Genomic DNA, 20,346 nt, shown 5'->3' with positions numbered 1-20,346 from the left:
TTCCTCGATCTGCACCGGCGGATCTGGAACGACCTCAAGGCCGAGGTGCTGAAATCCTATGAGCAGGCGCGTCTTGGCTGAGCCGCGCATCGGCCGGACGGCCCTGTTCGCGCTGCGCGCCGGCGTGCTGATCGGCCTGCTGGCGATCTGGCATCTGGGCGGGCGCTTCGGCTTCCTGGACCCCTTCTTCTTCGCCACCCCGATCGATGTGATCGCGCGCACCTGGCACGATCTGGGCACCGGCGACATCTACCGCCACCTGTGGGTGACGACGATCGAGACGCTGCTGGCCTTCGCCATCGGTACGGTCGGCGGCATCGCGGTCGGATTCTGGCTGGGCTTGGCGCCGCTCGCCTCGCTGGTGCTCGATCCCTACATCAAGGCGGCGAACGCCCTGCCCCGCGTGGTGCTGGCGCCGATCTTCGCGCTGTGGCTGGGCCTCGGCATCTGGTCCAAAGTGGCGCTGGGCGTCAGCCTGGTGTTCTTCATCGTGTTCTTCAACGTCTACCAGGGCGTGCGCGAGGTGAGCCCGGTGGTGCTGGCCAACGCGCGCATGCTGGGGGCGGGGCAGCGGCAATTGCTGCGCACGGTGTATCTGCCCAGCGCCACGAGCTGGGTGTTCTCCAGCCTGCACACGTCGGTGGGGCTGGCTTTCGTCGGCGCGGTGGTGGGCGAGTACCTCGGCTCTGCGCGGGGCGTGGGTTACCTGATCCTGCAGGCGGAAGGCACCTTCGACGTCAACACGGTGTTCGCCGGGATCGTGGTGCTCACGGGCTTTGCGCTGGCGCTCGACGGCCTGGTCGGCGTGATCGAGCGCCACCTGATGAAGTGGCAGCCGCGGCAGGGGGAGACCGAGAAGCTGTGAGAGCCGGGATGTAGTCTGGGAGCGGGATGCCATCCCGGCCTCGACCCGGGATCCCAGGATGTCATCCCGGGCTCGACCCGGGATCCATGCGGCGGCTGATCGAGCGCAGTCGTGGATTGCGGATCAAGCACGCAAATGACATCCAAGGCAAAGGCCGGCCGGGCCCTTTGCAACGAAGCGGGATCAGCTGCGGTTCGGATCGCGCGGGAAGCGGTCGAGACGGTCCGGCACGCCGTCGCCGTCGGAGTCGCGGCCGCGCGCCTGGCGGTCATCGAAGCGGCGCTCCCAGCTGTTGCCCACCAGGTACCAGCTGCCGTCACCGCGCTGCACCCAGCGCGGCTCGCGGTACTCGTAGCCGGAGCGCTCGTGCATCCAGCGGCCTTCGTTCCAGGCGTACTGGCCGCCGTTGTACTCGTAGTGACCCGGCGCCCACAGCCAGCCCGCACGCGGGGCAGGGACGACCTCGGTGCGCGGTGCCGGCGGCGCCACCGTGATGACCGTGGTCGTGGTGGTCGTGCGGGTTTGCGCCTGCGCAATCCCGCCCAAGCCGACGAGGGCCACCGTGAAGGCGGTGGCGAGAAGAGTCTTGCGATGCATGGTGATGCTCCTTGCAGTGAATGACATCACTGTCGGGACATCGGCTGTCGCGCGAGATCAGCCCGGGTCGGCGCCCGTCGTCGGACCCGTCCTGCGAGGGATGAAACGAAGGCCGTGTAAACGCCCCTGAAGCACGGCGCAGCGAGTGGCTGGGCTTCGCTTCCGCCCGGGAAGCCTCCAGGGCCTGTTTACAGGCCCTGATCCTCAGTGGCGCTTCTTCGCCGGAACCGGCGCGTGGTGCGGCGCCGCCTTGACCGGCGCCCGTGGTGCAGCCTTGGCCGGTGCGCGCGCGGACTTGGCCACCGAGCGCGCCACCACCGTCTTCACCGCGTTGCCACGGACCACGACGCGCGGCGCCGCTTGGGCGACGTTGTTGCGCACGGTCAGGAACAGCACCACCTGCTGGCCCTTGCGGAAGGCAGCGCTGGTGCCGACGTCGTTCCACTCGGCCACCTGGTGCGGCGTGAGTCTGTAGCGCTGGGCGATGCTGGCCACCGAGTCGTGGCGGCCGGCCCGCACGAAGGTGCGACGGGTGACGATCTCGGGCGCCAGGCTCAATTGCGCGTTGTCGGCGACGTGGCTGGTGACGTCGAGCTGGCCCGCGCCCGTGCGCGGCACGATCAGCACCGAGCCCGCCTTGATCAACATGCGCGGCGGAATGCTGTTGATGGCGCGAATGTCGGCTTCGCTCATGCTGGTGCGGCGCGCCGCCTCGGCGACCGTCATGGTGGCCGGTGCGCTCCAGGCCGTCCAGGTGGCGAACTTGCCTTCGTTGTAGGCGTCGAAGTTGCGCTTGAAGACGGCGGCGTTGTCCCAGGGCAGCAGGATCTGCGGCGTGCCGGCGGCCAGGATCACGGGCCGGTTCAACTGCGGGTTGAGCGCCTTGAAGTCATCGACCTCGATGTCGGCCAGGTGGGCGGCGACGGCCACGTCCATGTCGCGTTCCAGCGTGACGCTCTGGAAGTACGGGTGGTTGTTGATCAGCGGCAGTTCGGCGTTGAACTGCTCCGGGTTGGCGATGATGTTCTTCACCGCCTGCAGCTTTGGCACGTAGTTGCGCGTCTCGTTGGGCAGATTCAGGTCGGCGTAGCCGGTGCCCAGGCCGGCCCTCTGGTTGCGCGCAATGGCCCGCGTGACGTTGCCTTCGCCCCAGTTGTACGCGGCCAGCGCGAGGTGCCAGTCGCCGAACATGCCATACAGCTTCTGCAGGTAATCGAGCGCGGCGCGGGTGGAGTCGAGCACCGAGCGGCGGTCGTCGCGGAAGATGTTCTGCTTCAGGTTGAAGGTGTTGCCGGTGGCGGGCATGAACTGCCACATGCCGGCCGCGCGGGCGCTGGACACCGCCTGCGGATTGAACGCGCTTTCGATGAAGGGCAGCAGCGCCAGCTCGGTCGGCATGTTGCGGCGCTCGAGTTCCTCGACGATGTGGAACAGGTACTTGCGCGAGCGGTCCGTCATGCGCTGCAGGTAGTCGGGCCGCTGCGCGTACCACTGCTCCTGCTGGTGGACGAGATCGTTCTCCAGCGGCGGCATGGCAAAGCCGCGGCGGATGCGCACCCACATGTCGGACGGCGGCTCGAGCGCGGCGACCGACTGCGAGCTCACCTCCGAGGACTTGATCGCCGACATCGGCCCCTGGGGAATCACCGCGGGAGCGTGCGCCTTGGCTTCCAGGCCGGTGCGCGCCTCCCGGGATTCGACGCCGGCGAGCGCTCCGTCGGGACCCGACGTGGTTGCGCAGCCGGCCAGGGCCAGGGCGGAAATCAGGGCGAGTAGCTGGTACTTCATCGGAACTCGTTCTTCCATTGGCGCAACGCCGCGAACACCGCGACGGGATCTGCTGGGTCCGCCGCCGCATCGTGCTGGTGGGCGGCCTGCGCCACGGCCGCTTGCCGCGTGCGCAGGAAAGGATTGACACTGTTCTCCAGCGCCATCGTGGAGGGCAGCGTCGGCTCGCCCTGCGAGCGCCTTTGCGCGCATTGTTGCTGGTAATGGATCAGCTGGGTATTTCCCGGCTCGACAGCTGTGGCAAATTTCAGGTTTCCGAGGGTGTATTCGTGGGTACAGCACACCCGGGTGGTCCCGGGCAGGGCCGCGAGCTTGTCCAGGGAGCCGAGCATCTGCGCCGGCGTGCCCTCGAACACGCGGCCGCAGCCGCCGGAAAACAGGGTGTCGCCGCAGAAGACAAGCGGCGCGCCCTTGAACTCTTCACAGTAATAGGCGATGTGGCCCGCGGTATGGCCGGGGACGTCGAACACCTCGAAGGGCAGTCCGAGCACCTCGATGCGGTCGCCTTCGGCCAATGGGGCGAAGGGCTCCGGGATCTTCTCGCGGGCCGGCCCGAACACGCGCGCGCCGGTCGCCTCGCGCAGCGTGGCCACGCCGCCGATGTGATCCAGGTGATGGTGCGTGACTAGAATCGCGTCCAGTCGCAGGGCGTGCGCGGCCAGGAAGGCCTGCACGGGACCGGCGTCGCCAGGGTCGACGACCAGCGCCCGCTGTCCGTCGTGCAACAGCCAGAGATAGTTGTCCTGGAACGCAGGCAGTGGGGTCAAGTTCATGAGCGACCGGATTATAGGAATGCAGCAGTGGTTCGAAACCCCGCCTGGCAGGTATCTGCTGGCCTGGGAGAAGGCCGAGTTCGACCAGGCGGTCGGCGACATCTTCGGCTACCACGCGCTCCAAATGGGCCTGCCTGAGCTCGATGCCCTCGAGACCAACCGCATGCCGCACAAGTGGCTGGCGCTGCGCGAGGCGGAGGCCGCCACCGGACTGGTCAAGCCGGACCTGGTCACCGACTTCGGCGCGCTGCCCTTCGAGGAGAACAGTCTCGACCTGGTCGTGCTGCCGCACTCGCTGGAGCTCAATCTCGATCCGCACACCACGCTGCGCGAAGTCGAGCGCGTGCTGGTGCCCGAGGGCAAGCTGGTGATCTGCTGCCTCAATCCGGCCAGCCTCTGGGGCCTGCGCCAGCGCCGCGCGCATGTCTATCGACGCCTCGGTTTCGGCGAGCTTTACCTGCCCGATGCCGGCGAGTTCATCGGCTACTGGCGGGTGCGCGACTGGCTGCGGCTTCTGAGTTTCGAAGTCGAGACCAGCAGCTTCGGCTGCTACCGGCCGGCCTTCGGCAGCGAGAAATGGCTGGAGCGCTTTTCCTGGATGGACGCGGTGGGCGAACGCTCGTGGCCGATCTTCGGCGCGGCTTATTTCATCGTCGCCGTCAAACGCGTGCGCGGCATCAAGTTGATCGGGCCTGCGTGGAAGACGGCCAAGCGCCTCGCGCGCGCACCGGTGCCCGTGGCCAACCGCAGCCAGCGCGAAGCAGCGCCCGAGGCGACAAGCATTACTGAATGAACCAGATCGAGATCTACACGGACGGGGCCTGCAAGGGCAATCCCGGTCCGGGGGGCTGGGGCGTGCTGATGCGCTCCGGCACGCACCAGAAGGAGCTGTATGGCGGCGAGGCCAGCACCACCAACAACCGCATGGAGCTGATGGCCGTGATCCAGGCGCTGGAGGCGCTCAAGCGGCCGTGCGCCGTGACGCTCTACCTGGACAGCCAGTACGTGCTGAAGGGCATCACCGAGTGGTTGCCCGGCTGGAAGGCCAAGGGCTGGAAGACCGCCAGCAAGCAACCGGTGAAGAACGCGGAACTGTGGCGGCGTCTGGACGATCTTCTGCTGCAGGGCGGGCACGTCGTGGACTGGCGCTGGGTGCGCGGCCACAACGGCGACCCGGGCAACGAACGGGCCGACGCGCTGGCCAACCTCGGCGTCAACCAGGCACTCGCGCGGCGCTGAACACCGGCATCGCGTAAAGCAGGCGTAAATCCGCAGGCAAGGCCGACTTGCGCCGCCGGACCTGGGGCGGTACCACTTCTTGTTGCGGCAACCCCCTGTTACATTGCGCTTTCAGGGCCCCTGCAGGCCTGCGCGCGAGCGCTCGTTTCAACACGCAAGACGGACCCGTTCATGGCTTCAGCCAAGAGAATCTACACTGCCGCAGCCGCTGCAGTCCTGGCCTGTGCCGTCGGTGGATGGTGGTTCTACGGACGCAGCGCTGCGCAGCCTGCGCCCGGGGGCGAGTCGCGTGCCGCGGGTGCCCCCCGCGCAGGTGCCAGCGGGCAGGCCTCCCTGGTGACGCTGGCCGTGGCCCAGAGCCAGGACGTGCCGGTCACCGTCACGGTCAACGGCAGCGTGGTCTCCCTGAACAGCGTGGACGTGCGGCCGCAGGTGAGCAACATGGTCGCCAAGGTCCACGTGAAGGAGGGCGACACGGTCCATGCGGGCCAGTTGCTGTTCACGCTGGATGCGCGCGCCGACGTCGCCAACCTGGAAAAGGCCAAGGCGCAGCAGCAGAAGGACCAGGCCCAGCTGGCCGACTTCGAGCGGCAGTACAAGCGCAGCGAGGAGTTGCTGGCGCAGAACTTCATCGCCAAGAGCGCGACCGACACCGTGCTCGCGCAGCTCGAAGCGCAGCGCGCCGCCGTCGCGGCCGACCGCGCCGCGGTGCAGTCGGCCCAGGTGCAACTGAGTTACGACGAGATCCGCGCGCCGATCTTCGGGCGCACCGGCACCATTGCCGTCTTCGCCGGCTCGCTCGCGCAACCGGGAACGACCCTCGTCACCGTCACGCAGCTCACTCCGATCGCCGTGCAGTTCCCGGTGCCCGAGGGCCGGCTGCAGGACCTGCTGGATGCCGCGCAGCAGCGCTCGCCGGTGCTGGCCGCGATTCCCGGGCGCGCCGTGCCGCTCAAGGGCACGCTGACCTTCGTCGACAACACGGTGGATCCGCAGGTGGGCACCGTGCGCGCCAAGGCCACCTTCGAGAATCACGAGAATCTGCTGTGGCCCGGGCAGTACGTCAACACCAGCGTCACCGTGCGCACACTCAAGGGCGCCGTGGTGGTGCCGGCGGCAGCGGTGATCACCGGCCCGACCGGCCGCCTGGTGTACGTCATCAAGGGCGACACTGTGCAGCCGCGAGCGGTGGAGATCGCCTATTCCTTCGGTGACCAGGCAGCGCTGACCGGGCTGCAGCCGGGCGAGCGCGTGGTCGTCGAAGGCAAGCAGAACCTGCGACCGGGCTCGCGCGTGCGCCTCGAGCGGTCGCAGACCGGCACCGCCCCTGGGCCCGGCGCCGGCCCTGGCCCCGGCCCGGTGGCTTCGGCCAAGAGGGATCCGACATGAACATTTCCGAGCTGTGCATCCGGCGGCCGGTCATGACCGTGCTGCTGTCGGCAGCCGTCGTGGTCGCGGGCATCCTGGCCTACCTGAAGATCCCGATCTCGGCGCTTCCCAGCTACAACACGCCGGTGATCTCGGTCAACGCGCAGCTGCCCGGGGCCTCGCCCGACACCATGGCCGCCTCGGTGGCGCTGCCGCTGGAAAAGCAGTTCTCGACCATCGCTGGCTTGAAGCTGATCAGCTCGGTCAATACGCTGGGCAACTCGCAGATCACGCTGGAATTCGACCCGTCGCGTGACATCGACGCTGCCGCCGTCGACGTCCAGGCGGCATTGTTGCGCGCGCAACGGCAACTGCCCGCGGAACTGACGCAACTGCCCTCGTACCGCAAGGTCAACCCGGCCGACGCGCCGGTGCTGTTCATCGCGCTGAACTCGCCCTCCATGGGCCTGGCGGAGCTGGACGACTATGCCGAGAACCTGATCGCGCCGACGCTGTCCACCGTCGACGGCGTGGCGCAGGTCAACGTCAACGGGCAGAAGCGCTTTGCCGTGCGCGTGCGGGCGAACTCCGACCTGCTCAATGCCCGCGGCATCACGCTCGAGGACCTGGCCGCGGCCATCAAGTCGGCCAACTCCAACACGCCGATCGGCACCCTCGACGGCCCGCGCCAGACGCTCACCATCCAGGCGAACGCGCAGTTGAAGAGCGCCAAGGAGTTCTCCGACATCATCATCGCCTCCAAGAACGGTGCGCCGGTGCGCCTGTCGGAAGTGGCCACGGTGGAGGACAGCTACGAGTCGGTCAAGACCTCGGCCAGCTACAACGGCGAGCGCTCCATCCTGCTGTCGGTGCAGCGCCAGCCGAACGCCAACACCGTGCAGGTGGTGGACGCGGTGCGCAAGCTGGTGCCGCTGTTCCGCTCGCAGCTGCCGCAGTCGATCAACATCAACGTGGTCAACGACCGCTCGCAGTCGATCCGCGAGGCCATGCACGACGTGAACATCACGCTCGGTCTCACGGTGCTGCTGGTGGTGCTGGTGATCTACCTGTTCCTGCACCGCGTGATGGCGACGCTGATCCCCGCCGTGACCATGCCGATCTCGCTGATCGGGGCCATCGCGCTGCTGTACTGGCTGGGCTACAGCCTCGACAACGTCTCGCTGCTGGGCATCACGCTGGCCGTCGGCCTGGTGGTGGACGATGCCATCGTGGTGCTGGAGAACATCGTGCGCCACATGGAGGAGGGCATGCCGCCGATGCAGGCCGCCCTGAAGGGATCGCGCGAGATGGGCTTCACCATCGTCTCGATCTCGATCTCGCTGGTGGCGGTGTTCATCCCGATCTTCTTCATGCCCGGCGTGATCGGCCTGCTGTTCCACGAATTCGCGGTGGTGGTGTCGCTGGCGGTGCTGGTGTCGGCGGCGGTGTCGCTCACGCTGGTGCCGATGCTGGCCAGCCGCTTCCTCAAGCACGAGGAGAGCGACGGCGGCAACCACGCGGATCGCGACGCCATCGAGCACACGCCCGGCGGCTGGGTGGGGCGCACTTTCGAACGCATGTTCCGCGGCGTGCATGGCTTCTACATGCACACGCTCGACTGGACGCTGAAGCATCGCAACGTGATGCTGCTGCTGGCGGCAGCCACCTTCGTGATCACGGGCTACCTGGCCACGACGATGCCCAAGGGCTTCTTCCCCGAGGAGGACATCGGCCAGATCCAGGTGACCACCGAGGCTTCGGAGGACATCTCCTTCCCGGCGATGCTGGCCCTGCAGGACAAGATCGCCGACGCGATCAAGAAGGACCCGAACGTGCAGGACGTGAGCTCCTTCATCGGCGCCGGCGGCAACAACGGCACGCTCAACACCGGCCGCATCTTCGTTTCCCTGAAGCCGCGCAGCGAGCGCGTGAAGATGCCGCAGGTGATGGAGTCGCTGCGCCGTGCCGTCCGGCAGGTGCCCGGCATGCTGGTCTACCTGCGGCCGATCCAGAACCTGCAGCTCGGTGGCCGGGCCAGCAAGAGCCGCTACCAGTACGCGATGCAGAGCGTCAGCGCCGATGCGCTGTCCGACTGGTCCAACCGCATGATGGAACGCATGCGCAACGACCCGGTCTTCCGCGACGTCACCAGCGACTCGCAGAACCGCGGCCTGCAGGCCTCGCTGCGCATCGACCGCGACAAGGCCAACCTGCTGGGCGTGCAGATCGGCGACGTGCGCAACGCGCTGTACGACGCCTTCGGCGAGCGCCAGGTCTCCACCATCTACAGCTCGGCGAACAGCTACCTGGTGATCCTGGAGGCGGCCAACGAGGACCGGCGCTTCGAGGATGGCGTGTCCAAGATCAACCTGCGCGGGCGCAACGGCTCGCTGGTGCCCTTGTCGGCCCTGGCGCAGGTGGATCGCACCGTGGGGCCGACCGCGGTCAACCACCAGGGTCAGCTGCAGGCCATCACGATCTCGTTCAACCTGGCCCCGGACACTCCGCTGGGCGTGGCCACCGGCAAGATCGACCAGTTCGGGCGCGAGCTGAAGCTGCCGCCCTCGATCATCACCAGCTACGGTGGCGACGCCGCGGTGTTCCAGGATTCGCAGGGCAGCCAGGCCGTGCTGCTGATCTCGGCGGTGCTGGTCATCTACGTGCTGCTGGGTGTGCTCTACGAGAGCTACATCCACCCGCTCACCATCCTCGCCGGGCTGCCCTCGGCCACCGTGGGCGCGCTGCTGTCGCTCAAGCTGTTCGGCTTCGACCTGACGCTGATCGCCACCATCGGCATCCTGATGCTGATCGGCATCGTCAAGAAGAACGCGATCATGATGATCGACTTCGCCCTGCATGCACAGCGCGAGCTGGGCATGACGCCGCGCGAGGCGATCCGCGAGGCCTGCCGCCTGCGCTTCCGCCCGATCCTGATGACGACGCTGGCCGCGCTGATGGGCGCGCTGCCGATCGCCCTGGGCCTGGGCGCGGGCGCCGAACTGCGGCAGCCGCTGGGCCTGGCCGTTTCGGGCGGCCTGATCTTCTCGCAGGTGGTCACGCTGTACATCACGCCGGCGATCTACCTGGCGCTGGAGCGCTACAGCGGCCGCGGACCGGTGCAGGACCTGGACGCGCTCGGCAAGCGCATCTTCTCGCGGCCGGCGCACGCACACGACCTGATCGCCAAGTAGGCAGCGGGGCATTGACCCGGCGGGCCGGCCGGTGTGCAATGGCCCCGCATGCCCACCGTCACCTTCGCGCCGGCGTTGACGCGCCACGTCCCGTGTCCACCGCAGGAGGTGGGCGCCGCCACGCTGCGCAGCGCGCTCGAGGCCGCCTTTGCCGCGGCACCGGCGATGCGCGGCTACGTGCTGGACGAGCAGGGCTGCGTGCGCAAGCACGTGGCGGTGTTCATCAACGGCGAGATGATCGCCAGCCGCAGCGAGCTCGCGGGCCCGCTGCAGGCCGACGATCGCATCCAGGTGATCCAGGCCCTGACGGGAGGTTGAGATGCAGAAGCTGCTGGTCGGGTCGCGCAAGGGCCTGTTCGTGGTCGAGAAGGGCCGCCACGGCTGGCAGCCCGGACGGCCTCATTTCCCCGGCGAGCCGGTCACCCAGGTGCTGCACGATCCGCACGACGGCAGCTGGTATGCCGCGCTGCGGCTCGGCCACTTCGGCGTGAAGATCAAGCGCAGCGACGATGGCGGCGCGAGCTGGCGCGAGGTCGCCGCGCCGGCCTTTCCGCCCAAGCCCACCGAAGGACCGATGAAGGACGACACCACCCCGTGGACCGTCGACCTGCTCTGGGCGCTGGAAGCCGGAGGCGGGCGCTTGTGGGCCGGTGCGATGCCGGCCGGGCTGTTCGTCTCCGACGACCGCGGCGAAAGCTGGCGCCTGATCGACAGCCTGTGGGAGCGCCCCGACCGGCCTGCCTGGTTCGGCGGCGGCTACGACCACGCGGGCATCCATTCGATCGTGATCGATCCGCGCGATCCTGCCGACGTGATGCTGGCGATCTCCTGCGCCGGGGTCTGGCGCACGCGCGACGGCGGGGCGAGCTGGGCCAACACTTCGCAGGGCTTCGACGCCGGGGCCTACATGCCGCCCGAGCGCCGCTTCGAGGGCAACGTGCAGGACGTGCACCGCATCTCCGCCTGCGCGGCGCAGCCCGACGTCCTCTGGGCGCAGCACCACGGCGGCATCTACCGCAGCGAGGACGGCGGCGCGCAGTGGCAGGCGATCGAGGCGCCGATGCCCAGCGGCTTCGGCTTCGCCGTCGCCGCGCATCCCACGGACCCGCAGCGCGCGTGGTTCGTGCCGGCCCATTCGGATGCCCAGCGCGTGCCGGTCGACGGCCGCCTGGTGGTGAACGAAACGCGCGACGGCGGCCGCAGCTTCGAGAGCCTGGGCTACGGCCTGCCACCGCACGATGCCTATCACCTCGTCTACCGCCACGGTCTCGCGTGCACGGACGACGGCAGCACGCTGGCGATCGGCTCGACGACGGGTGGGCTGTGGATCAGTGAAGACGAAGGCGCGGGACCGGGGACGCGGTGGCATTGCATCTCGCGGGACCTGCCGCCGATTGCGGCGGTTCGATTCGTGTAAAGGATTCGGGGCGCAACAGGTAGGCTGGGCTTCGCGCAGCGAACCCCAGCGGGGCGGCTCACGGGCGACATCGCTGGGGTGCCCTTCGGGCAGCCCAGCCTACGAGCCGATCAACCGCCGAACCTCAGATCGCCCCCTCGAACATCATCACATCCACGGCATCTCCCGCGGCCACATGGCCCTGCGCGTGGTGCAGCACGATCAATCCATTCGCCTGCACCATCGAACTGAGCACGCCCGAACCCTGGTTGCCGGTCGTGCGAACCTCCAGCCCGCCATCGGCGCTGCGGCTGACGATGCCGCGCTGGTACTCGGTGCGGCCCGGCTTCTTGCGCATCGCTTCGGCGCTGCGCGCCTTCAGCAGCACGGGCGCGGTCTGCCGCGCGCCCATCATGCGCAGCAGGGCAGGGCGCACGAACGCGAGGAAGGTGACCATCACCGCCACCGGATTGCCCGGCAGCCCGAACAGGACCGCTTCGCCCGCGCCGCTCGCCTCACCCGCCGGGATGCGCCCCACCGCCATCGGCCGACCCGGCCGCATCGCGATGCGCCAGAAGGCCACGTCGCCCAGCTTCTTCATCATGGCCTTGGTGTAGTCGGCCTCGCCGACGCTCACGCCGCCGCTGGTGATGATGGCGTCGGCGCGCGCGGCGGCCCCACGGAAGGCCTGCTCCAGCAGCGCCGGCTGGTCGCGCACGACGCCGAGATCGATGACCTCACAACCGAGTCGCGTGAGCAGTCCATGCACCGTGTAGCGATTGCTGTCGTAGACGGCGCCCTCGCGCGGCGGCTCACCCATGCTCAGGATCTCGTCGCCCGTGGAGAAGTAGGCGACCTTCAGCCGGCGGAACACTTCGACCTGCGCAATGCCCAGGCTTGCGACCAGGCCGCAGGCCGCGGGGCCGAGGCGTTCGCCCGCGCGCAGCGCCGGCTCGCCCGCCATCAGGTCCTCGCCGGCACAGCGACGGTTGTCGCCGGGCTGCAGCACGCCGGCGGGAACGGAGACCACCTCGCCCTCCAGCGACACCAACTCTTGCGGCACGACGGTGTCCAGGCCCGCCGGCATCACGGCGCCGGTCATGATCTTCACGCACTGGCCGGCCTGCACCTGGCCGGGCCAGGCCTTGCCCGCCAGCGCGGTGCCCATCATCTGCAGCCGCAGCGCGCCTTGCGCGAGTTGCGCTCCCGCGAAGGCGTAGCCATCCATCGCGGAGTTGTCGTGCGGCGGCACGCTGATCGGCGAGACCAGGTCGGCGGCAAGCACACGCCCGAGCGCATCGAAGATGCCCACGGACTCCGTCTCGCGCACCGGCGTCACCAGCTGCGCCAGGAACTCGCCGACGGCCTCGGCACTCAGCGCCTGCGGGTCGTAAGCTTGCAGCCGCGCGGCAATCTCGGCGATGCGGGGCATGGGAGTGCCTGCCTCGTGTGCACTCCGGTCGTCGCCCTGGCGGCGGCCCGGCGGGCTCATGAAGACTGCTCGAGCCGATGCAGCTCGGCGACCGTGTTGGCGTTGAAGAACGCGGCTGGATCGTCGCCCTCGCGATCGAAGGGGACCAGCACCGTGCGGTGCTGCGCCGTCCAGGCGTCGATCTTGCGGCCGCCCTCATGGGTGAAGCGCACCAGGCTTTCCATCAGCTCGCGCTTGAGGAGCGAGAACACCGGCTGGGCGCGCACCTGGCCATCTTCCTCGCTGGCTGCGGCCATGGCGATCTCGGCGTCCTCGCGCTCCAGCGCCTCGGCCAGGCGCGCCACCAGGTCGGTGGGGAACAGCGGCGTGTCGCACGGCGTGGTGACCAGGTAGTCGGTCTCGCAGTGTTCCAGCGCGCACAGCATGCCGGCCAGCGGCCCCGCGTAATCGCTCAGGCTGTCCTGCCAGACGGGCACGCCGAATGATTCGTACGCGGCCAGGTTGCGGTTGGCATTGATCATGATCTCGCCCACCTGGGGCGCCAGCCGCAGCAGCGTGAACATCGCCATCGGCATGCCGCGGAAGTTCTGCAGTCCCTTGTCCGCCCCGCCCATGCGCGAGCCGCGGCCGCCGGCGAGGATCACGCCGGTGATCTGGTCCTTGTCCATGGCGGGCGATTATCCGCCGATGTAACTCATCTCCACGCGGCGGCCACCGCCGGCGCTGTCGGCGGGCAAGCTGCCGCGCAGTTCGGAATAGCGGTCGTCGCGGCCCTGCCAGATGTGGCCGATGGCGGACGCCAGGTCGGCATCGCTGGCGCCCTCACGCAGCAGCGAGCGCAGGTCGTAGCCGTTGCTGGCGAACAGGCACAGGTAGAGCTTGCCTTCGGTGGAGAGGCGCGCGCGATTGCAGTCACCGCAGAAGGCCTGCGTGACACTGCTGATGAAGCCGACCTCGCCGGCGCCGTCCGCATAGGCCCAGCGCTGCGCCGTCTCGCCCGGGGTGGCCGGGGACAGCGGCTGCAGGGGGAACTCGGACGCGATCCGCTGGCGCACTTCGTCCGAGGGCATCACTTCGTCCATGCGCCAGCCGTTGGTGGCGCCCACGTCCATGTACTCGATAAAGCGCAGCACGACGCCGGTGCCGCGGAAGTGGCGCGCCATGGCCAGGATCTCGTGGTCGTTGGTGCCGCGCTTGACCACCATGTTCACCTTGATCGGCCCGAGCCCCGCCGCGCGCGCCGCCGCGATGCCATCCAGCACTTCGGCCACGGGGAAGTCCACGTCGTTCATGGATCGGAACACGGTGTCGTCGAGGCCGTCGAGGCTGACCGTCACGCGTTGCAGCCCCGCCTCCTTCAGCGCCTGGGCCTTGCGCGCCAGCAGCGAGCCATTGGTGGTGAGCGTCAGTTCCGGCGGCATACCTTCGACGGTGCGCAGTTGCGCGAGTTGCGCGACCAGCACCTCGAGGTTCTTGCGCAGCAGCGGCTCGCCGCCCGTGAGACGGATCTTGTGCACGCCATGGGCCAGGAACTGGCCGGCCAGCCGCGTGATTTCCTCGAAGCTCAGCAGCGACGCATGCGGCAGGTACTGGTAGTTCTTGTCGAACACCTCCTTGGGCATGCAGTAGCTGCAGCGGAAGTTGCAGCGATCGGTGACGCTGATGCGCAGGTCGCGCAGCGGCCGCCCCAGGGCGTCGGCGACCAGGCCGCTGGCGGCCAGCGGCTGTGCGGGCAGGGTGGCGCGCAGCGCCCTCAGGCGCTGGTCGACCAGCGGGATCACGCGTTCTGCCATCCGGCGATTGTGCGGCCGGCCGCAAGACCTGCCAACCCGCGGGGCTGGCGCGACGCCGGGGCAAGCCTGTTGTTCAAAGCGAACGGCCCTGTGAATACTACGCGCGCCGGCGTTGAATTCGCCCTGACGCACGCCAGAGGCTGGACCGCGCCGTGCCTCTGCATAAAGTGCTTGCTTCCCCGAACCGGTCCCAGAGGCAGGAGTCCCACATGCCCCCGTTCGCATCCCGCGGCAGCCTGGCGCTGCTGCTCGCCATGCTCTTGGCCGCCGCGGCCCCGGCGCAAGCCGAAGAACCGCCCGAACACCTGGCCCCCGGCTTCACGGCGCGCACCGCCGGCTCGCGGCTGGTGGTGCTGCCCGCCGACATGGAGCTGTTCTCGATGAGCGCCGGCGGCGTGATCGAGCCGCGGGCCGACTGGACGGATGCGGCGCAGAAGAACTTCGTCAGCGCCCTGGGCACGCAGGGCAAGCGCCTGGGCGCCCAGGTCACGGTGCTGGACGCGGCGCAAGGTGACGAGTTCGCCGACATCATCAACCTGCACCGCGCGGTCGCCGAGGCGATCAACATGCACCATCGCAGCGGCCTGATGGAACTGGCCACCAAGGGCAAGGCGCTGGACTGGTCGCTGGGCGACGCGGTGCGGCCGCTCAAGGAACGCACGGGTGCCGACTACGCGCTCTTCACCTGGATGCGCGACAGCTATGCCAGCAACGAGCGCAAGGCGGCGATGCTGGCGCTGGCGATGGTCGGCGCGCTCAGCCTCGGCGGCGAGCAGGAGGGCTACGCTTCGCTGGTGGACCTGAACACCGGGCGCGTTCTCTGGTTCAACCGCATCGACCGGATGTCCGGCGACCTGCGCGAGCCGCATCCCGCCGTCGAGACGGTGGAGACGCTGCTCAAGGACTTTCCCGGGATGCAATGAGGACGCCATGAACAAGCACGATTCCAGCCGCCGCAACTTCCTGCGCTCCGCCTGCGGCCATTGCGCGGGCATTGGCGCGCTGGCGGCACTGCCGGCGTTTGCCCAGGACCTCTCGTCGATCCAGGTGCCGCCGCGCTTCACCCGTCCTGCGGCCGACACTGACGAAGGCGGCCTCTGGGGCATGATGGACCGCGAGGAGTCGCGCCTGCGGCGCAGCCCGCTGACCATCAAGGACCAGGCGCTGCAGACCTATCTCACGGACCTGGTCTGCCGCCTGACCGAAGGGCACTGCCCGGACATCCGCATCTACCCGGTGCGGCAGCCGCACTTCAACGCCATGATGGCACCCAACGGCATGCTGATCGTGTGGAGCGGCCTGATGCTGCGCGCCGAGAACGAGGCGCAGCTGGCCGCCGTGCTGGGGCACGAGCTCGGTCACTACCTGGAGCGCCACACGGTGGAACAGCTGCGCGCCGCCGAGCAGACGGCAGTGCTTTCCACGATGGTGGGGCTGGTCGGCGGGCTGGGCACCATGGTCGGCCAGATCGGCCTGGCCGCCGGCATGTACTCGTTCTCGCGCGAGCACGAGTCGCGTGCCGACCGCATGGGCATGCGCCTGATGCGGCATGCCGGCTACGACGGCCGCGAGGCCGCGACCATCTGGGACAACCTGCTGACGGAGATGAAGATCACCGGCGGCAAGGACGCGGGCAAGACCGGCGACATCTTCGAGACCCACCCGGCCACCGAGGGCCGGCGCGACGAACTGCTGCAGCTCGCCGGCACCGCGGGCGGCATCGTCGGCGAGGAAAGCTATGGCAAGGCGATCGCGCCGCTGCGCCTGGGCTGGCTGCAGGACGAGATCAAGCGCGGCCAGTACGAGGAGAGCCTGGTGCTGTTCGACCGCATGCTGAAGAAGGACCCGCGCGACGTGCAGGTGCTGTACGCGCGCGGCGAGGTCTATCGGCTGCGTGATGACGGCGGCGATACCGAGCGCGCGCTGGCCGACCTGAACGTGGCCAGCGGCATCATCAAGGCACCGCCCGAGACCTTTCGCTCGCTGGGCCTGATCCACCAGCAGCGCCGCGACCCGGCCGCGGCGGTGCGTGCCTTCGAAAGCTATCTGGCCCAGGCGCCGCAGGCACCCGATGCCGCCATGGTGCGCAGCTACCTCACGGAAATGAAGCCATGAAGCGGCTCGCATCGCTGTTGCTGGCCCTGCTGCTGGCTGCCTGCGCGAACGTCAGCCGCATGGAGGGCGACCAGGTGGTCAACGGCCGCCTGACCGTGCACCTCACCGAAGCGTGGAACCGGGTGAGCGATCCCTGGGACGTGGATCCCTACGACACGTGGACGCAGGACGGCATTCCGCTCGATCACCTGCGCTTCTGGGGCGGCGTGCGTCCGGGCCAGGCGCTGATGACCAAGCCGGCGCTGTTCTCGCGCGAGGCCGATGCCAAGGCGCCGCGCGTGCCCACGTTCCGCCAGGGCCTGACGCCCGAGAAGCTGGTGAGCCTGTTCGAGGAGCTCTATGCGACGGCCGGCACGGTGAACATCACGAAGATGGAGCCGACCGTCTTTGCCGGCCAGAGGGGCGTGCGCTTCGAATTCACGCTGGCCCGCCGCCGCGACGACCTGGACATGCAGGGCGTAGGCTGGGTCGCGGTGCGGCCGGACGCCATGTACGGCGAGGAACTGTATGCGGCGACCTTCGTGGCACCGAAGCTGTCGTTCTTCCGCCGGCTGCTGCCGATGGCGGAGGCGGTGGTGAAGACGGCGCGGGTGAAGGAAGCGGCGAAGGGGTGAGGTGGCGTAAGCGGGACGGCGCCTGAGCCACGCTTTCTTGAACGCAGAAGGCGCAGAAGCACGCAGAAGGCGCAGAAAACTTCCAAGGCTTTTTCTGCGTGTTCTGCGTCACTTCTGCGCCTTCTGCGTTGGCCGGGCGCAGCCCACCGGCCTGTGCGACCTCATGGCCCTACGCATCGGCCCCGCGGCGATCACCCGTGCCTGATCGCCACCGTCTTCAGCGTCGTGAATCCGTACAGCGCCTCGAAGCCCTTTTCGCGCCCGTGGCCCGAGGACTTCACGCCGCCGAAAGGCAATTCGACGCCGCCGCCGGCGCCATAGTTGTTGATGAAGACCTGGCCGCTGCGCACGCGCCTGGCCATGCGCAACATGCGTCCACCATCGCGTGTCCAGACGCCGGCGACCAGGCCGAAGCGCGTGGCGTTCGCGAGTTCCACCGCGTGATCCTCGTCGCGAAAGCGCATGGCCGCCAGCACCGGGCCGAACACTTCCTCCTGCGCGAGACGGTGCGCCACCGGCACGTCACGCAACAGGGTCGGCGCCTGGTAGAAGCCGGACTGCGGCGCTTCGTCCACCACCGTGCCCTGCGCCACCAGGCTGATGCCCGCGTGCTGCGCGTCGGAGAGGAAGTCCCACACGCGCTGCTGCTGCGACTGGCGGATCAAGGGGCCGACGTCCAGGTCCATCGCAGCGGGGCCCACGCGCAGCCGGGTGAAGGCCTCGCCGAGGCGCTCCAGCAGCGGTTCGTAGACGCTGTCCTCCACCAGCAGGCGCGAGCCCGCGGAGCAGGTCTGGCCGGCGTTCTGCACGATGGCGTTCACCACCGTCGGCAGCACCTGCTCCAGGTCCGCATCGGCAAACACGATCTGCGGGCTCTTGCCACCGAGCTCCAGCGTCACGGGGCAGTGCCGCTCCGCCGCCGCCTGCTGGATCAGCGTGCCCACCCGCGGACTGCCCGTGAAGCTGATGTGGTCCACGCCGGCGTGGCGCGCCAGCGCGTCGCCCACCTCGTGGCCCAGGCCGGTGACGATGTTGATCGCACCGGCGGGAAAGCCCACCTCCGCGGCCAGTTGCGCCACGCGGATCAGCGACACGCAGGCGTCCTCGGAAGGCTTCACCACGCAGGCATTGCCCGCGGCCAGCGCGCCACCCACGCTGCGGCCGAAGATCTGCATCGGGTAGTTCCAGGGAATGACGTGCCCGGTGACGCCGTGCGGCTCGCGCCACGTCAGCACCGTGTAGCCTTCCTGGTAAGGCAGGGTCTCGCCATGCAGCTTGTCGCAGGCGCCGGCATAGAACTCGAAGTAGCGGGCCAGTGCCAGCGCATCGGCGCGCGCCTGCTTGGTGGGCTTGCCGCAATCGCGTTGCTCGATGGCCGCCAGTTCCTCGCTGCACGCCGAGACCTTGAGCGACAGGCGCATCAGGAGCCGGCCGCGCTCTGCCGCGCTCAGCTTGCCCCACGGCCCTTCGAAGCACTGGCGCGCCGCGCGCACGGCGGCATCGATGTCTTCGGGCGTGCCGCGCTGGATCGTGTCGTAGGGCTGGCCGTCCGACGGGTCGATGACGGGCAGGGTGCGCTCGGACGAGGACCGCACCGGCGCGTTGGCGATGAAGTGGAGCTGCATGGCGCGATTGTGCGCCAGCGCGTCTACGCGCCGACCGGCACGAACTGGTCGCGGTGCTCGGTGAGCCAGCGCACGGCGGCGCTCGAGTCCTGCTGGTTCGGATGGAAGTCCGCGCGGAAGTAGTCGCGCCACGGCCGGTACGTGAGCGTGATCAGGCCGCGCTTGCCGAACAGAAACTGCGCGCCGCTCTTCCACGTGCTCCATTTCCACAGCGTGCCGTCGCAGCGCAGGTTGGTGATGGTCTGCCGCAGGGCGTCGGTAAGAAAGAACAGCGTGGTGCGACGCATCCACTTCAGGCGCCACTCTTCGCCGCCGCCCAGGGCCTGGTACAGGTCGAAGGCGACGGTCTTGTGCTCCGACTCCTCCGAGCTGTGCCACAGCCAGAGCGTGGCCAGCCGCGCGTCCTGCTCGCCCAGCAGGTCGGCGTTGTGCAGCAGGTAGTCCGCGAAGATGGCGGTGAAGTGCTCGTTGGCGGCCGTGATGCCCAGCCAGTGGCGCACGTCCTGGCCTTCCAGCAGCTTCAGGCGATTGCGCGCGCGCGGCTCCCAGTCGTTGCGCAGGCCCAGCTTTTCGAGGTGGCCGTTGTACAGCGCGTGCAGGCGGCGGTGCGTGGCCTCCTGGCCGACGAAGCCCTGCACTTCGGCGCGGAAGCGCTCCTGCTGTTCGGGCGACAGCTCCTTGAAGCCGTTGCGCACCGAGTCGATGAAGAACTGCTCGCCGAAGGGAAAGCTCATCGACAGCGCATTGAACAGCGCGCTGCGGAAAGCGTCGCCCGCACACCAGTGGCGGGCGACCGGGGCCTCCATGTCGACGAGGAGGCGGCGGACGACGAGATCGGTCATGGGGCCTGGCAAAAGAATGGCGTACGCCATTGGTACGCACTGGTACCATGTTCGCATGAAGCACTGGGACCTGTCAATCACGCAGGAACACCGTGGCCGCCTGCTGCACGGCATGGCGCAGTCGGTGGCCGACAAGGGCTATGCCGAGACCACCATCGCGGATGTCGTGCGCGAGGCGAGCGTGTCGCGCCGCACGTTTTACGAGCAGTTCAGCGACAAGGCGGAATGCTTCATCGCGCTGTACGAGGCCGCGTCGCACAACGTGCTGCAGGTGCTGCGCGATGCGATCGACCCTTCGCACGGCTGGGAGGAGCAACTGGAGCGCGCGCTGGGCGCCTATCTCGGCGCGATGGCAAGCAGTCCGGTGCTGATGCGCACGCTGTTCACCGAAATCCTCGCCTTGGGTGCGCAGGGCCTGGAAGCGCGGCGGCGCGTGAACCGCGAGCTGGCCGAGTTCATGCTGGCCGTGGTCAACGAAGGCGGTGCGAAGAGGGTGAGCGCGCAGCTGGCCATGGCGGTGGTCGGCGGCATCCACGAGCTGGTGCTGCAGGCGATCGAAGAGGGCCGGGTCGCGCAGTTGCCCGCACTGACGGGGACTGCGGCCGAACTGGTGAAGGCGGTGGTGCACCGCGCCGGGTGAGGCGCGGACCAGTGGAGAAGGATGTCATCCCGGGCTTCATGGATGTCATCCCGGGCTTGACCCGGGAT

General features: G+C 68.8%; 19 protein-coding genes. 11 read left to right on the top strand and 8 right to left on the bottom strand.

The features are described from left to right. Positions 1-58 precede the first annotated feature (58 nt). On the top strand, positions 59-865 hold the full coding sequence (locus tag JWP60_RS13270; RefSeq protein ID WP_299791854.1) for an ABC transporter permease: 807 nt from the start codon (positions 59-61) through the stop codon (positions 863-865). Between the two features lie 183 nt (positions 866-1,048). Here the strand turns inward: JWP60_RS13270 and JWP60_RS13265 are convergent, their stop codons facing one another. The 3 genes from JWP60_RS13265 to gloB all read right to left on the bottom strand — a co-directional run bounded on the left by JWP60_RS13265 (position 1,049) and on the right by gloB (position 4,023). Then, positions 1,049-1,462 carry a hypothetical protein gene (locus JWP60_RS13265; RefSeq protein ID WP_299791851.1) on the bottom strand — a complete coding sequence of 138 codons (414 nt, stop codon included), beginning with the start codon at positions 1,460-1,462 and terminating at the stop codon, positions 1,049-1,051. Positions 1,463-1,666: 204 nt separating this feature from the next. Continuing rightward, complete coding sequence (locus tag JWP60_RS13260; RefSeq protein WP_299791848.1) at positions 1,667-3,250, bottom strand: transglycosylase SLT domain-containing protein; 1,584 nt, start codon at positions 3,248-3,250, stop codon at positions 1,667-1,669. Beyond that, on the bottom strand, positions 3,247-4,023 hold the full coding sequence (gene gloB, locus JWP60_RS13255) for a hydroxyacylglutathione hydrolase (protein ID WP_299791845.1): 777 nt from the start codon (positions 4,021-4,023) through the stop codon (positions 3,247-3,249). The genes JWP60_RS13260 and gloB overlap by 4 nt, the downstream gene beginning before the upstream one ends. Between gloB and JWP60_RS13250 the strand changes: the two genes are divergently transcribed. The 6 genes from JWP60_RS13250 to JWP60_RS13225 all read left to right on the top strand — a co-directional run bounded on the left by JWP60_RS13250 (position 4,022) and on the right by JWP60_RS13225 (position 11,238). After that, on the top strand, positions 4,022-4,816 hold the full coding sequence (locus tag JWP60_RS13250; RefSeq protein ID WP_299791843.1) for a methyltransferase domain-containing protein: 795 nt from the start codon (positions 4,022-4,024) through the stop codon (positions 4,814-4,816). The two genes, gloB and JWP60_RS13250, sit on opposite strands and share 2 nt — an antisense overlap. After that, the gene (gene rnhA / locus JWP60_RS13245; RefSeq protein WP_299791840.1) at positions 4,813-5,262 is read left to right on the top strand and encodes a ribonuclease HI; all 450 of its coding nucleotides are present in this window, start codon (positions 4,813-4,815) and stop codon (positions 5,260-5,262) included. Before JWP60_RS13250 ends, rnhA begins: the two co-directional genes overlap by 4 nt. 171 nt (positions 5,263-5,433) lie before the next feature. After that, positions 5,434-6,651 (top strand): efflux RND transporter periplasmic adaptor subunit, encoded by a 1,218-nt coding sequence (locus JWP60_RS13240; protein ID WP_299791837.1) that lies wholly within the window; start codon positions 5,434-5,436, stop codon positions 6,649-6,651. After that, positions 6,648-9,821 (top strand): efflux RND transporter permease subunit, encoded by a 3,174-nt coding sequence (locus JWP60_RS13235; RefSeq protein ID WP_299791834.1) that lies wholly within the window; start codon positions 6,648-6,650, stop codon positions 9,819-9,821. Before JWP60_RS13240 ends, JWP60_RS13235 begins: the two co-directional genes overlap by 4 nt. 48 nt (positions 9,822-9,869) lie before the next feature. Continuing rightward, a complete protein-coding gene (locus tag JWP60_RS13230) occupies positions 9,870-10,139 on the top strand; it encodes a MoaD/ThiS family protein (RefSeq protein WP_299791831.1) in 270 nt (89 codons plus the stop codon). 1 nt (position 10,140) lies between these two features. Then, positions 10,141-11,238: an exo-alpha-sialidase gene (locus tag JWP60_RS13225; RefSeq protein WP_299791827.1), complete on the top strand. Its 1,098-nt coding sequence runs from the start codon at positions 10,141-10,143 to the stop codon at positions 11,236-11,238. A gap of 124 nt (positions 11,239-11,362) precedes the next feature. On the opposite strand, the gene glp is transcribed toward JWP60_RS13225, so the two are convergent. The 3 genes from glp to moaA are packed head-to-tail and all read right to left on the bottom strand — an operon-like array spanning position 11,363 to position 14,442. Further along, on the bottom strand, positions 11,363-12,649 hold the full coding sequence (gene glp / locus JWP60_RS13220) for a gephyrin-like molybdotransferase Glp (RefSeq protein WP_299791824.1): 1,287 nt from the start codon (positions 12,647-12,649) through the stop codon (positions 11,363-11,365). 56 nt (positions 12,650-12,705) lie between these two features. Beyond that, the gene (mobA, locus tag JWP60_RS13215) at positions 12,706-13,317 is read right to left on the bottom strand and encodes a molybdenum cofactor guanylyltransferase MobA (protein WP_299791821.1); all 612 of its coding nucleotides are present in this window, start codon (positions 13,315-13,317) and stop codon (positions 12,706-12,708) included. A 9-nt stretch (positions 13,318-13,326) separates the two neighbouring features. Further along, a complete protein-coding gene (moaA, locus tag JWP60_RS13210) occupies positions 13,327-14,442 on the bottom strand; it encodes a GTP 3',8-cyclase MoaA (RefSeq protein WP_299791818.1) in 1,116 nt (371 codons plus the stop codon). Between the two features lie 209 nt (positions 14,443-14,651). Between moaA and JWP60_RS13205 the strand changes: the two genes are divergently transcribed. Genes JWP60_RS13205 through JWP60_RS13195 form a run of 3 tightly spaced genes read left to right on the top strand, consistent with a single transcriptional unit; the run spans position 14,652 to position 17,171 of the window. Next, positions 14,652-15,365 (top strand): hypothetical protein, encoded by a 714-nt coding sequence (locus JWP60_RS13205; RefSeq protein ID WP_299791815.1) that lies wholly within the window; start codon positions 14,652-14,654, stop codon positions 15,363-15,365. Positions 15,366-15,372: 7 nt separating this feature from the next. Then, the gene (locus tag JWP60_RS13200; RefSeq protein ID WP_299791812.1) at positions 15,373-16,557 is read left to right on the top strand and encodes a M48 family metallopeptidase; all 1,185 of its coding nucleotides are present in this window, start codon (positions 15,373-15,375) and stop codon (positions 16,555-16,557) included. Beyond that, positions 16,554-17,171, top strand: coding sequence for a hypothetical protein (locus JWP60_RS13195; protein WP_299791810.1), 618 nt, complete (start codon positions 16,554-16,556; stop codon positions 17,169-17,171). Before JWP60_RS13200 ends, JWP60_RS13195 begins: the two co-directional genes overlap by 4 nt. 191 nt (positions 17,172-17,362) lie before the next feature. Here the strand turns inward: JWP60_RS13195 and JWP60_RS13190 are convergent, their stop codons facing one another. Then, entirely contained in the window at positions 17,363-18,796 is a 1,434-nt protein-coding gene (locus tag JWP60_RS13190) for an aldehyde dehydrogenase family protein (protein WP_299791807.1), read from the bottom strand. 23 nt (positions 18,797-18,819) lie between these two features. Next, positions 18,820-19,638, bottom strand: a complete 819-nt coding sequence (locus tag JWP60_RS13185) for a metal-dependent hydrolase (RefSeq protein WP_299791804.1) — start codon at positions 19,636-19,638, stop codon at positions 18,820-18,822. A 55-nt stretch (positions 19,639-19,693) separates the two neighbouring features. Here JWP60_RS13185 and JWP60_RS13180 point away from each other — a divergent pair, with 55 nt between their 5' ends. Further along, complete coding sequence (locus tag JWP60_RS13180) at positions 19,694-20,278, top strand: TetR/AcrR family transcriptional regulator (protein ID WP_299791802.1); 585 nt, start codon at positions 19,694-19,696, stop codon at positions 20,276-20,278. The last annotated feature ends 68 nt before the right edge of the window (positions 20,279-20,346 follow it).

This window comes from Ramlibacter sp. (assembly GCF_028291745.1).
In the GTDB taxonomy this organism is placed as follows: Bacteria; Pseudomonadota; Gammaproteobacteria; order Burkholderiales; family Burkholderiaceae_C; genus Ramlibacter.
Note: the sequence above shows the minus strand (reverse complement) of the source record. Positions and strands in the feature narration are given on the sequence as shown.

What these genes read in the sequence shown, in the direction of transcription:
- JWP60_RS13250 (WP_299791843.1), top strand. Translation starts at nt 4,022, where the DNA reads ATGAGCGACCGGATTATAGGAATGCAGCAGTGGTTCGAAACCCCGCCT.
- JWP60_RS13270 (WP_299791854.1), top strand. Translation starts at nt 59, where the DNA reads ATGAGCAGGCGCGTCTTGGCTGAGCCGCGCATCGGCCGGACGGCCCTG.
- JWP60_RS13260 (WP_299791848.1), bottom strand. Translation starts at nt 3,250, where the DNA reads ATGAAGTACCAGCTACTCGCCCTGATTTCCGCCCTGGCCCTGGCCGGC.
- JWP60_RS13265 (WP_299791851.1), bottom strand. Translation starts at nt 1,462, where the DNA reads ATGCATCGCAAGACTCTTCTCGCCACCGCCTTCACGGTGGCCCTCGTC.
- moaA (WP_299791818.1), bottom strand. Translation starts at nt 14,442, where the DNA reads ATGGCAGAACGCGTGATCCCGCTGGTCGACCAGCGCCTGAGGGCGCTG.
- JWP60_RS13195 (WP_299791810.1), top strand. Translation starts at nt 16,554, where the DNA reads ATGAAGCGGCTCGCATCGCTGTTGCTGGCCCTGCTGCTGGCTGCCTGC.
- rnhA (WP_299791840.1), top strand. Translation starts at nt 4,813, where the DNA reads ATGAACCAGATCGAGATCTACACGGACGGGGCCTGCAAGGGCAATCCC.
- JWP60_RS13190 (WP_299791807.1), bottom strand. Translation starts at nt 18,796, where the DNA reads ATGCAGCTCCACTTCATCGCCAACGCGCCGGTGCGGTCCTCGTCCGAG.
- JWP60_RS13180 (WP_299791802.1), top strand. Translation starts at nt 19,694, where the DNA reads ATGAAGCACTGGGACCTGTCAATCACGCAGGAACACCGTGGCCGCCTG.
- glp (WP_299791824.1), bottom strand. Translation starts at nt 12,649, where the DNA reads ATGCCCCGCATCGCCGAGATTGCCGCGCGGCTGCAAGCTTACGACCCG.
- JWP60_RS13240 (WP_299791837.1), top strand. Translation starts at nt 5,434, where the DNA reads ATGGCTTCAGCCAAGAGAATCTACACTGCCGCAGCCGCTGCAGTCCTG.
- gloB (WP_299791845.1), bottom strand. Translation starts at nt 4,023, where the DNA reads ATGAACTTGACCCCACTGCCTGCGTTCCAGGACAACTATCTCTGGCTG.
- JWP60_RS13225 (WP_299791827.1), top strand. Translation starts at nt 10,141, where the DNA reads ATGCAGAAGCTGCTGGTCGGGTCGCGCAAGGGCCTGTTCGTGGTCGAG.
- JWP60_RS13200 (WP_299791812.1), top strand. Translation starts at nt 15,373, where the DNA reads ATGAACAAGCACGATTCCAGCCGCCGCAACTTCCTGCGCTCCGCCTGC.
- JWP60_RS13185 (WP_299791804.1), bottom strand. Translation starts at nt 19,638, where the DNA reads ATGACCGATCTCGTCGTCCGCCGCCTCCTCGTCGACATGGAGGCCCCG.
- JWP60_RS13230 (WP_299791831.1), top strand. Translation starts at nt 9,870, where the DNA reads ATGCCCACCGTCACCTTCGCGCCGGCGTTGACGCGCCACGTCCCGTGT.
- JWP60_RS13235 (WP_299791834.1), top strand. Translation starts at nt 6,648, where the DNA reads ATGAACATTTCCGAGCTGTGCATCCGGCGGCCGGTCATGACCGTGCTG.
- mobA (WP_299791821.1), bottom strand. Translation starts at nt 13,317, where the DNA reads ATGGACAAGGACCAGATCACCGGCGTGATCCTCGCCGGCGGCCGCGGC.
- JWP60_RS13205 (WP_299791815.1), top strand. Translation starts at nt 14,652, where the DNA reads ATGCCCCCGTTCGCATCCCGCGGCAGCCTGGCGCTGCTGCTCGCCATG.